The 10496-nt window shown below is 59.9% G+C and carries 13 protein-coding genes and 1 other annotated feature; of the genes, 1 reads left to right on the top strand and 12 read right to left on the bottom strand.

All coding sequences use genetic code 11. The annotated features are described in order from the left end of the window. From AACR14_RS03330 to AACR14_RS03285, 10 genes are all read right to left on the bottom strand, one after another. A partial coding sequence (locus tag AACR14_RS03330; RefSeq protein WP_019445113.1) for an SDR family NAD(P)-dependent oxidoreductase occupies window positions 1–405 on the bottom strand: 405 nt, incomplete at its 3' end. Continuing rightward, a complete protein-coding gene (locus AACR14_RS03325; protein ID WP_019445112.1) occupies window positions 402–830 on the bottom strand; it encodes a nuclear transport factor 2 family protein in 429 nt (142 codons plus the stop codon). The genes AACR14_RS03325 and AACR14_RS03330, both read right to left, overlap by 4 nt. A 1-nt stretch (window position 831) precedes the next feature. Further along, window positions 832–2268: a deoxyribodipyrimidine photo-lyase gene (phrB, locus tag AACR14_RS03320; RefSeq protein WP_019445111.1), complete on the bottom strand. Its 1437-nt coding sequence runs from the start codon at window positions 2266–2268 to the stop codon at window positions 832–834. Then, complete coding sequence (locus tag AACR14_RS03315; RefSeq protein WP_019445110.1) at window positions 2265–3152, bottom strand: MerR family transcriptional regulator; 888 nt, start codon at window positions 3150–3152, stop codon at window positions 2265–2267. The genes phrB and AACR14_RS03315 overlap by 4 nt, the downstream gene beginning before the upstream one ends. 69 nt (window positions 3153–3221) lie before the next feature. Continuing rightward, the gene (locus tag AACR14_RS03310) at window positions 3222–4169 is read right to left on the bottom strand and encodes a YbgA family protein (protein WP_005338692.1); all 948 of its coding nucleotides are present in this window, start codon (window positions 4167–4169) and stop codon (window positions 3222–3224) included. Window positions 4170–4349: 180 nt separating this feature from the next. Then, complete coding sequence (locus AACR14_RS03305; protein ID WP_019445109.1) at window positions 4350–4991, bottom strand: autotransporter; 642 nt, start codon at window positions 4989–4991, stop codon at window positions 4350–4352. 189 nt (window positions 4992–5180) lie between these two features. Beyond that, a complete protein-coding gene (locus tag AACR14_RS03300) occupies window positions 5181–5753 on the bottom strand; it encodes a DUF3157 family protein (RefSeq protein WP_019445108.1) in 573 nt (190 codons plus the stop codon). 106 nt (window positions 5754–5859) lie between these two features. After that, window positions 5860–6696, bottom strand: a complete 837-nt coding sequence (locus tag AACR14_RS03295) for a hypothetical protein (protein WP_019445107.1) — start codon at window positions 6694–6696, stop codon at window positions 5860–5862. Between the two features lie 79 nt (window positions 6697–6775). Beyond that, window positions 6776–7054, bottom strand: coding sequence for a DUF6482 family protein (locus AACR14_RS03290; RefSeq protein ID WP_019445106.1), 279 nt, complete (start codon window positions 7052–7054; stop codon window positions 6776–6778). 18 nt (window positions 7055–7072) lie between these two features. Continuing rightward, window positions 7073–7684, bottom strand: a complete 612-nt coding sequence (locus tag AACR14_RS03285) for an HAD family hydrolase (RefSeq protein WP_019445105.1) — start codon at window positions 7682–7684, stop codon at window positions 7073–7075. 169 nt (window positions 7685–7853) lie between these two features. Further along, window positions 7854–7975 (top strand) — a sequence feature (Phe leader region). A 38-nt stretch (window positions 7976–8013) separates the two neighbouring features. Between AACR14_RS03285 and pheA the strand changes: the two genes are divergently transcribed. After that, entirely contained in the window at window positions 8014–9186 is a 1173-nt protein-coding gene (gene pheA, locus AACR14_RS03280) for a prephenate dehydratase (protein WP_019445104.1), read from the top strand. Between the two features lie 76 nt (window positions 9187–9262). On the opposite strand, the gene AACR14_RS03275 is transcribed toward pheA, so the two are convergent. Together AACR14_RS03275 and AACR14_RS03270 are read right to left on the bottom strand one after the other, a co-directional pair. Further along, window positions 9263–9688, bottom strand: a complete 426-nt coding sequence (locus AACR14_RS03275) for an LPP20 family lipoprotein (protein ID WP_005349622.1) — start codon at window positions 9686–9688, stop codon at window positions 9263–9265. A gap of 10 nt (window positions 9689–9698) precedes the next feature. Continuing rightward, window positions 9699–10319, bottom strand: a complete 621-nt coding sequence (locus AACR14_RS03270) for a FlgO family outer membrane protein (protein ID WP_019445103.1) — start codon at window positions 10317–10319, stop codon at window positions 9699–9701. Between the last annotated feature and the right edge of the window lie 177 nt (window positions 10320–10496).

Below are 10496 nucleotides of genomic sequence, written 5' to 3'. Positions count from 1 at the left end.
CGGCAGCGGCAGCCAGCTCACCGACGAGCTGACGATCGCCAGCCGTGACCCAGCCCCGAGCAACGGCAAGAAGGCGGCCAAAGCATGGCCGGTAGCGGTCAGATTGGTGTCGATGACACGGGCAAACAGCTCGCTGTCAAACCCATCGCCGACATCCATGTACTCGCAGTTGCCTGCGTTGAGGATCAGCAGATCGAGGAATGGCAGCGTAGCAGCCACCCCGTTCATAGCGGCCAGATCCCGGGCATCAAATTGCAGCGGCGTGACGCCATCCAGCCCCAGCGCCTGCAGCCGTTCGCCATCGCGGCCACAACCCCACACCTGCCAGCCGGCGCGCCGGTAATCCAGCGCCAGTTGACGACCTATGCCGGAGGTCGCGCCTGTAATAAGCACTCGGCCGCTCATGCGCCAAGCCTCATCTTGATGGTGCGCACCACGGGCCCGAGCAGCGGCAACTGCTCGTAGAGCATGGCGCCCAGGTCAAAATAGTCCCTGTGCTGGCACACCTTGCCCGCCTCGTCGAATTCGAGGCGGGTGGCCCCATCCACCGTCACCGGCTCACCACCACGCAATCTGGGGTGAGAGAAGGTCATGGTCCAGCCGAGCCAGGCCTGCGGCCCTTGCTGCTGCTGACTGGAGATGACGAAGCGACAGTAGGCGAGGCGCTGATAGAGGGCGGCAAAATAGTCGCCAAGGGCCGCCAGCCCCTCGATACGGTGGGCCGGATCGGTAAAGACCACCTGTTCGGCATAGACCTCGGGCAAGCGGTGCAACTGCTGTTTATCCAGTTGCTGATAGAGGCCAATAAAGCGGGCCAGCGGCTCGTTCATCCTATTTCTCCAGAGAGCGAAACATCTCGATGGATCTCACCCGGGCAACGGCGTGATCCACCATGGGTGCCGGATAATCCTGTCGCCCCTTGAGCCGCAGCCAGTCGTGGGGCTGATGCACATAAGCGGCGGGAATATCGGCCAGTTCAGTTACCCAGGTACGGATAAACTCCCCTTGTGGATCAAATCGTTGCCCCTGAGTGGTGGGGTTGAAGACCCGAAAGTAGGGGGCCGCATCGGCGCCTGTGCCCGCCGCCCACTGCCAACCGCCATTGTTGGCTGCCAGATCCCCGTCGATCAGTCGACTCATGAAGTAATCCTCCCCGAGCCGCCAGTGGATATGGAGATCCTTGGTGAGAAAGCTCGCCACTATCATTCGCAGCCGGTTGTGCATCCAGCCGGTGGTGTTGAGACAGCGCATCGCCGCATCAACGATGGGGTAGCCGGTTCGTCCCTCGCACCAGGCGGCGAAGGCATCCGGATCCCAGCTCCACGGCAAGGCCGCCGTCTCGGGCTTGAAGGGGCGATTCATGGAGAGGGTCGGGATCAGCACCAGCAGGTGGCGATAGAACTCGCGCCAGATGAGCTCATTGAGCCAGACAAAGCCGGGCTGGGCCTTCGACTGGGGCCGATAGCCAAGGCGCTGCTGGAGCGCCGCCACACACTGGCGCGGGCTGATGATGCCCGCCGCCAGATAGGGGGAAAGCACGGACGTGCCCGCGATGGCAGGAAAATCCCGGGTCTCGCCATAGTCAAGCACCGCCTGCTCCAGAAAAATGTTCAAACGACGTAGAGCTTCTGCCTCCCCTACTGGCCAGCGTGGATCAGCCGTAAGCTCGCCGAGCGCTTCATCAACCCACGCCCGCTCGGCCAGCGGCTGCCACGGCAACGACTCGCCACGGGGCGCTGGGGCGCGATGAATGACAAACCCCTCTTCATCGAGGGCCTTGAGCCAGGCTCGGCTGAAGGGGGTGAACACCTTGAACATCTCACCCGAGCCGGTCAGCACCCGCCCCGGTGGCAATACGCAACAGCCGTTGAACCAGTGACAACTCACCGCCTGCTCAGCCAGCGCGGCACTGACGGCGTGATCGCGGCGCTGCTCGTCGAGCTCGATAGCCTGATTTGCATAGAGCTGGGTCACCCCCAGCTCGCGGCAGAGGTCTGCCAGCGCAGCGGGCGCCTCGGCAAAGGTATCCACTCGCAGCAGATGGAGCGGGATGCCGAGCGCCGCCAGCTCGCGGCCCAATTCATCCACCTGCGCCAACATAAAGCGCTGACGGATGGGGGCCATTTTGTGCTGCCGCCACTGGGTAGGGGAGATGATAAAGAGCGCGGCGACCGGTTCATCACCGGCGCAGGCACTCTTGCCACAACAAGCGCGTAGCGCCGGGTTGTCGGCAAGGCGCAGATCGTTGCGCAACCAGACCAGTCTCATGATTTTTTCCTCCCGCGTCCGCTGGTGCCAGCAGCATCTGGGGCATCCGCCATCAGCTCGGCAAGGCTCGCCTGCCAGCCATGCGCTTTAAGCCACTCATCGTCGTAGAGGCGCCCCAACTCGCCAAACAGACGCGTACCGGCGGGCCATCCGGCGGCCAGATCCTGCTTGCCAAGCCCAGCCCCCAGCAGCACCAGCCAAGGGGTAACGGCACGCCCCTCAAGCAGGCTGGCATGATGCGGCAGGGCCGCCCCCAGCAGTTGCACCTCATAACCCTGACCGATCAACTCGTAGGCGGCCCAGACCAGATCGAGGGGGCCGACTTGCCCCCAACTCGCCAGCGTGATCGGCACGCCCTTCTCCTGCTCGATCAGGTGGCGGGCGAAGCGGGTATGGAGCCAGCCCAGCCACACCTGTTGCAGCAGCTCGCCATCCGGCCGCTCGCGCCACAGCCCCAGCAGCCGCTCCACCAGCGGTTGCAGTATCCGGCTGCGCACCAGCTCGAACGGGTAGCTAGCCAGCAAATCGTTGAGCTCAGCCTCCGCCTTGCGCTGGTTGAAGGCGAGCAGTGCCTGACTGAACAGCTCCAGGGTCTGCTGCCAGTGATCGCTCACCGGCTCTGAATGGGGTTCGCTCAAGAGCCCCTTCACCTGCCCGATACTCACTCCCCGCTCCAGCCAGCTCAGGATCTCGCCAATCTGGCGAATATCCTGCTCGCTGTAGAGGCGGTGGCCCTTTTCGGTGCGGGCCGGTTGCACCAGACCGTAGCGGCGCTGCCAGGCACGCAGGGTCACGGCGTTGACGCCGGTGAGACGGGAGACCTCGCGAATGGGGTAGATCCCCTCATCAGCGAGAGGAGCAACTTCTTGCGATAAATCAGACATGACAACGTCCATCAAACAGAGGGGTAAGGCTCCCCGGCGCAAACCATGCGCCGGGGCAACAGCACGGATTCAGAGCCCGTAACGCAATTTCAGCGTATCGGGATGCGGATTGAGATAAACCTGCTCGGCGAGATAGGGATTGGGGTACTCGCGCAGGTAGTGACGGATCAGGGTGAGCGGCACCAGCAAGGGGAAGATGCCGGTGCGGTACTTGTCGATGGTATCGGCCAGCTCCTGCTTCTGGGCCGGGGTCAGCACCCGCTTGAAGTAGCCCTGCAGGTGCATCAGCACATTGGTGTGACTGCGGCGGTTGGCCCGCAGGGTCAGCGCTGTCATCAATCCCTTGATGTAGTTGTCGGCCACCTCCTGCAAATTGGTGGACTTGCCCAGATTGCCGAGCAGCTTGCCGAGGATGCGGTAGTGGGTGGTGGCATGGGAGAGCACCAGATACTTGTAGCGAGAGTGGAAGCGGATCAGCGCAGAGGCGGTAATGCCGCGGGCGCAGAGTTGCTGCCAGTCGTGGTAGGCGAAGACCCGCAGCACGAAATTCTCGCGCAGGATCGGGTCGCACAGGCGGCCATCCTCTTCCACCGGCAGCAGGGGGTTGGCCTCCATCAACGCCTTGGCAAAGAGGCCAATCCCCTCCTTGGCGCTCCCCTCGTTGTTGGCGCCATAGACCTTGACCCGCTCCATGCCACAGCTGGGTGATTTGGCACAGAGGATATAGCCGGAGATAAAGTCGAGCTGGCGCGCTTTCTGCTCGCTAAAGGCGATCAGCTTTTCGGTGACATCGAAGCTACCGTTGCTCGCCTCGGCGCGGATCTCGCCGTTGCGCTTGACCAGCCGGATGGCGGCGCGAGGCGCCCCTAGACCGATGGCCATCTCGGGACAGACGGGGTGATAGTCAAAGTGAGCGCCAAGATCCCGTTCACAGAAGCTGGAGCGCTTATGGCCCCCATCGAAACGTACCTCTTGTCCCAGCAGGCAGGCACTGATACCGACTTTAATCTTGTACATGATGACGCTCCTTGTATAAGCATTGATTCAGTTATAGCAGTTATACAAAAAAATGAAAGTCGTATAACTATTTGCGACTGATACGACACAAGGAGAAAAAAGGGATCACCGGAAAAAGAAAAAGCCCATGGCGAACGCCATGGGTAAAAATCAAGACACTACGGACTACGGGAAGGGGGATTAGAAGCTGTACTTCACACCCAGGCTGGAGATGGAACCTTTTTGCAGATCCCAGTTGCGATAGGTGTAATCGGCAGTCAGCGCCCAGTTCTGGTTGAGCTTGTAGGCACCGCCCACCTTGAAGTCGTGCATATCGTCGGTCATGTTGGCGTAGCGGTAGGCCGTGGAGAGCTCGACATTGCCGATGTCGTAGCGCAGACCCACTTCACCGTACATGCTGCCGCTATCTTTGCGAGCAACAGCATCCCACCCTTTGTTAGCGATATCGCTGGCAAGTTCACGCTCCAGCATGTAGCCGGTCACACCGGTTTCACCGTAGAGGTTCAGACCCGTGCTCAGCGGAGTAAAGACACCGACACCAATGCTGGAGATCGACATGCTGTCGTTGCCGTTGCTGCGAGAGGTGTATTCAGTGCTGCCGCGACCATAGAAATTGGAGCCGAAGCTCTTGGAGAGATCCAGGCTCAGACCGCCAAAATCACGGGTTCCTTTGCTGTCATTGCTGAAGGTACCGTTGAGATAGTCGGATTTGGTGTGCGCCCAGGTGGCCGCGCCCTTGGCGTAGCTAAAGGCATCCTGCGCCATGACGGAAGTAGAGGCAAAACCGGCCAGAACCAGAAGAGAGACAGTTGCTTTTTTCATGATGATAACTCCATGTGATTGGGCCCGTTGCTAGCGAGCTGGTATGGAGTCATTGTGCGATCAGGTTCCCGGCTTGCCGAGCTGCAAGCTGTTGCAGAACCATGTCAGATGTAAGCAGATATTGCAGGGGGTGTCAGCGGCAACAAGTTGCCGGCCCACACGGTTTGCATGGGCCGGAACAACGCCAAATCAGCGGAAGACCACCTCGTCAATTTCAACCCGCACCAGCGGCTGACCGGTCAATCCGGCAGGACGGGGGATCTCGAGGGCCAGTGACGGACGGGCTTGCCCCTTGCGCAGATAGGTCTCCGGCAGGCGGTTCTCGGCAACCCAGAAGCGGGCCTCCTGACGGCTCAGCTGCACTCCGTCAGCACTGAACAGGGTCACCATGCCACGCACCCCGACCACATTGCGGGTACCGGTATTGCTCACCATAAAGGTCAGCACCAGCGGGTCAGATTCCTCGATCTTGTCGAGCTTGACCACCACACCATCGCGCGCCATCTGGGCAAGCAGGTCCGGATTGGCCTTGGCCTGATCGGTCAGCACCGGAGCAGCGACGGCCACCACGGCCCCAGCCTTCCCATCAGCAGCCACGCCCTGTACGGACTCGGCCGGTTTGACCACCAGATACTCCCAGGTGAAGTCGTCGTTGAGCTGAACCTGCCGACCATCGGGCAGCGTCACCTGAGAAAGAGGGGCAGCCTGCGCCAATACGGGGGAGAGGCACAGGGCAATCAGCAGACGGGAGAAGGGTTTCATTGGGCGAAGCTCGGTAACGGGTGAAAGAGCGACAGTATAAACAGTCCCGTCGCCCCTTGCCTATGACGGCACTCACGTTCTGGCACCCGCATTGCTTGCCCGCAGGCTAGATGGCGAGATCGTGCCGCTCTTTCTGTGCCATATCCAGGGTCACCAGATCGAACTTGCTCCCCTTGAGGGCGGACAAAATATCCGATTGCATATCAAAGGCCTGCGCACGCTGATGTTCGGGCAGACGCACCCGGGCCAGGGTGGTGGAGCAGTCGCACAGGGTATGGAAAAAGACCTGTGCCTCGTCCAGCCCCATGTCGGCCAGCATCTGCTCGGCCTGATCCACCATTCGCAAATAACGCTGCTCAAGCTGCCGTGGATTGGTGAAGCGATTGCTGAGGCAACCGTTGCTCCCCTTGCCCCAACGACCGAGCTGACGCTTGTTGAAGCCGTAACGATAATCGCGGCGCATCAATCCGTTGTCGGCAAAAAACCAGATGGAGTTGGCAGGCAGAGACCCGAACTGGGCAAGATAATCATCACGCTCCTCCACCGCTGCCGGAACCAGCAACGGCAGATGAGCCCACTCCGGACGAGTCTGCACATACTCACCAATGCGGCGAACCGGGTCGATCAGCCCTTCAATATTTGGCAGGCGATCGCAAAAGACGATCTCGTCACTCTTGATGACCCAGTGATCGATACCATAACGCTGGCAATAACGGCGGGCACGGGCCACTTCGCTGCGACTGCGGGTCGGATTATCGAGGGTAATTGCGTGGATTTTCACACCGGCAGCGCGGCACAGCTCGATGCTGTAGCAGGATTCCAACCGTCCCGAAAAAGAGACAACCAGCTCGTCAAAACTTGCCAGTCGCTCAATCAGCAGCTGTTCCCTGGCTTGAAAAGAGTGATCATATCCCTGATTCAGTACAACTACATTGGCACCCATTAAACAGCTCCGGATGATGAACAGGTGCAGTATTGTGCGGCAAACAAACTGAATAGACCCTTAAAGAGTCTGGTTAAAATTAAAACTTGATGATTATTTCCTGTGATTCTGCTGCTAAATCTTCATTTTGGGCGTCATAAATTCGTAATCTTGCTTGGTGAACCTGATGGGCTCGCAAGAAACCCTGCGCCTGATCCAGCGAGGTGAAGGTCAGGCGCCCTCCCTCGCTGTCGGTCAGGCAGAGGCACTCCCCTTCTGCCTCAACACAGAGCTGATAACCGCTGCCATCCTTGCAGGCGATGATCAGGGTCGCCTCGGGATAATGACTGAGCCAATTGCGAAACCGGCCATGCTCCATAGTGCTCCTAGAGGGGCATCACCCCCTGCCGGTGGCGGGCAAACAGCCCAGCTCACCCAGTTGCTGGCGGCAACTCGCCGCGTCGGTAAAGACGATCCCCCTGATACCGAGGGCCTCGGCGGCCGCGATGTTGGCGGGGCTGTCATCGATGAAGATGCACTCTGCCGGTTTGAGATCGAACGACACCAGCAGGTAGCGATAGATATCCGGCTCCGGCTTCATCATCCGCACCCGCGCCGAAACCACCTTGCCGCTGAAAAAGCGCCAGAAATCCTGATGCTGCTCCAGCCAGTCGATGCTGGCGTGCCCCATGTTGGAAAGGGCATAGAGCGAATGGCCAGCTCCGTGCAGCTCGGCCATCAAGGTTAGCATAGCGGGATCTGGCAACAGCGACGGAGGCACCGCCTGCAAAATCGCCAGGTTTTCTGCGGCGCTCAGCCCGGTTCTGCGCTCTGCCTGACGAGCCATGGTGTGCAGTGACATGGTGCCTCTGTCCACCTCCAGCCAGTCCTGATGATTAAACAGCCGCTCCGCCAGCTGCTCGGCCCCTTCTGGGCCACGCACCGAGCTCACGATGCCTACCGGATCCCAGCTCACCACCACCCGTCCCAAATCGAAAATAATCGCCATTACAACCTCCTGCAGCTCTGAATCGCGGGCAGAAATTCAGCTTCATATAAAGCCGTTTATACGCCTGCCACTTGACCGGATACCCTGCCCCCATCTTGCGGTGCGGGCAAGTTTTACTTGCATCGCAGCGGCAAATCCCTTAATGGTTATGACGTTACTTCAAGGACACACTTATGCACGCACCGTTCTTCTTTGCTTTCTCGTTTATCCGGCCCGCTTGAGGGAAGGCCTGTCGTCGTGTGAACAGAAAGCAAAGACGAATCAAGCCTCCCCTCGCGGAGGCTTTTTTTTGCATCAATATCAATCGATTAATTGGATAGGGAACCATCATGGCAACGCTCGACGAGATCAGACAAGACATCACCCGGTTGGATCAGGAGCTGCTTGCCCTGCTGGCAAAACGCAAGACCCTCAGCATCGAGGTAGCACGAGCCAAGCAAGCCAACCCACGCCCCATCCGTGACCACCAGCGCGAGCAGGAGCTGCTGGTCGCCCTGATCCAGCAAGGGCGCGTGCTGGGGCTGGATGCCCAGTACATCACCCGCATCTACCACACCATCATCGAGGACTCGGTGCTCTCCCAGCAGGCCTATCTGCAGAGCCTGCTCAACCCGGAGCAGCAGGAGCCGATGACCAGCGTCGCCTATCTGGGGCCGCGTGGTTCCTACTCCAGCCTGGCCGCCCGCAAATATCTGGCGCGCTACAAGGATCAGGTGATCGAGGTGAACTGCCAGAACTTCCGCGAAGTGCTGGATGCGGTGGAGTCGGGTCGCGCCGCCTTTGGGGTGCTGCCCATCGAGAACACAAGCTCGGGCTCCATCAACGAAGTCTATGACGTGATGCAGCACACCAGCCTCTCCATCGTCGGCGAGCTCACCTATCCCATCGAGCACTGCATTCTCACCGCCGTGCCGACCGAGCTTGGCCGCATCAAGACCTTCTATGCCCACCCGCAGGTGTTCCAGCAGTGCTCCCACTATCTGAGCAAGCTGGAAGGGGCCCGCCACGAGATCTGCGACTCCTCCTCCAGCGCCATGATGAAGGTCAAAGAGCTGGCAAGCGCGGAGGCCGCCGCCATCGGCAGCGCGGCTGGTGGCGAGCTCTATGGCCTGGACGTGCTGGCCGAGCAGCTTGCCAACCAGAAAGAGAACTACAGCCGCTTTATCGTGGTGGCGCGCAAGCCCATCGATGTGGCACCGCAGATCCCGGCCAAGACCACCCTCATCATGTCCACCTCCCAGAAACCGGGCTCGCTGGTCGAGGCGCTGCTGGTGCTGCGCAGCCACGAGATCAACATGACCAAACTGGAGTCCCGTCCGGTGCAGGGCAACCCGTGGGAAGAGATGTTCTATCTGGATGTCTCCGCCAACCTGCAGACTCCGGCGATGCAGGCCGCACTGGTGGAACTGACCAAGATCACCCGCTATATCAAGGTGCTTGGCTGCTACCCGAGCGAGGATGTGAAACCCACCGCAGTACCGCCGGTGCTGATGGGAAGCTAACCAGCCCACAACGACAAAAGGCGAGCACCTGCTCGCCTTTTGTTTTGATGCCGATTTTCACGGCAAGCCCATCAACTCAGAACTGACCCGCCATCAACTGATTGATATTGTAGAGGGCACGGGTATCGAGCTCCATCTCGGTGGCATAGGTGTTGCCGCGCGGATAGGAGGCCACCACCCGGGCACCACGCACCACACCAGCGACCGACACATCCAGCGAGTTGGAGGTCTGGGTCAAGTCGCGGTAGCTGCTCTGACCGCGCACCTGCTGACCATTGAGCTGCTCTGCCAGCTCGCGATAAGCATCCATCTTGGAGGCGCGAATGGCTTGCAGCATCTTCTCCGACTGGGAGGGACCGGGCTGGATGTCGATCACCGCATACCCCACCGCCTTGAGCACCGGAAAATCATCGGGCTTGCCACCCTGGGTGTAATCCACCACCCGGTTGTAGCTGCAACCGGTGAGCAAGAGTGCCAACAGGCAACCAAACAGGATCTTCATGACTCGCACCTCACGGGGTCAGGTTGACCAGATGACCGCCCGGCCGGGCCTGACTGTCACGCATCAGATAACCGCGATTGATCGATGCCCGGCCAAACGAGTTGTTGGCACCGAACAGATATTTTTGCGGGATCAGGCTCTGGGCAGTGGTCTCCACCATCTTGGTGCGCATGTCGATAACGCGGGCGTTGACCAGGATCCCCTTGCTATTGCGGCTGAAGGTGCCAACCAGAATGCGGGAGATCGGCAAACGGGAAGAGAGCTCCTTGTAGTTTCGGCTCAGCACGAAGTCCCCCTGTGGCGTCACCTTGATGCTACCGGTCAGCTTGAAGTCCACCACCACCTCGCCGCGGCGGTTGAGCTCGTAGATAAAGCTCTCCTCAATCTGCTGCCCCATCCAGTTGGTATCCTGCAGGGTATCGAGATCGACGAAAGAGGCCACCGCGATGGGCTCGGTCAGGGTGGTCAGCGATTTGCGCTCCATCAGCTGATCGGTCATGCGCGCCACCAGCCAGTTGAGCTCCATCCCCTGCGCCGCCTGGCGGGGGTCACCCTGATCCCGATTGATAGGGTCGGAGCCACACCCGGCCAATGCCAGGGCAAGCGCCAACGCCGTGATGAGTTTGTTCATGGATACCTTTCCTGTATCTGCACCTGACTTATTATCGGACGCGCCGGACAAAGCTTGAGCCGGGAATGAGGCATGATTCTTGCTTTTTAATGGTCATCATCAGCGCCAACGTGCGCTGCTACTTGGAACGTGTTGTGATCCATGTCGGCCAGCCGAGCCATTTCCTCAACATGGCTC

Origin of the sequence: Aeromonas sp. 159 (assembly GCF_963862045.1) — a bacterium.
Taxonomy (GTDB): Bacteria; Pseudomonadota; Gammaproteobacteria; order Enterobacterales; family Aeromonadaceae; genus Aeromonas; species Aeromonas veronii.
This window is presented reverse-complemented; position numbering and strand designations above follow the sequence as displayed.

Coding starts and splice junctions, on each gene's coding strand:
- AACR14_RS03300 (WP_019445108.1), bottom strand. CDS start 5,753: ATGAAACCCTTCTCCCGTCTGCTGATTGCCCTGTGCCTCTCCCCCGTA.
- AACR14_RS03305 (WP_019445109.1), bottom strand. CDS start 4,991: ATGAAAAAAGCAACTGTCTCTCTTCTGGTTCTGGCCGGTTTTGCCTCT.
- pheA (WP_019445104.1), top strand. CDS start 8,014: ATGGCAACGCTCGACGAGATCAGACAAGACATCACCCGGTTGGATCAG.
- AACR14_RS03325 (WP_019445112.1), bottom strand. CDS start 830: ATGAACGAGCCGCTGGCCCGCTTTATTGGCCTCTATCAGCAACTGGAT.
- AACR14_RS03270 (WP_019445103.1), bottom strand. CDS start 10,319: ATGAACAAACTCATCACGGCGTTGGCGCTTGCCCTGGCATTGGCCGGG.
- AACR14_RS03310 (WP_005338692.1), bottom strand. CDS start 4,169: ATGTACAAGATTAAAGTCGGTATCAGTGCCTGCCTGCTGGGACAAGAG.
- AACR14_RS03315 (WP_019445110.1), bottom strand. CDS start 3,152: ATGTCTGATTTATCGCAAGAAGTTGCTCCTCTCGCTGATGAGGGGATC.
- AACR14_RS03295 (WP_019445107.1), bottom strand. CDS start 6,696: ATGGGTGCCAATGTAGTTGTACTGAATCAGGGATATGATCACTCTTTT.
- phrB (WP_019445111.1), bottom strand. CDS start 2,268: ATGAGACTGGTCTGGTTGCGCAACGATCTGCGCCTTGCCGACAACCCG.
- AACR14_RS03290 (WP_019445106.1), bottom strand. CDS start 7,054: ATGGAGCATGGCCGGTTTCGCAATTGGCTCAGTCATTATCCCGAGGCG.
- AACR14_RS03285 (WP_019445105.1), bottom strand. CDS start 7,684: ATGGCGATTATTTTCGATTTGGGACGGGTGGTGGTGAGCTGGGATCCG.
- AACR14_RS03275 (WP_005349622.1), bottom strand. CDS start 9,688: ATGAAGATCCTGTTTGGTTGCCTGTTGGCACTCTTGCTCACCGGTTGC.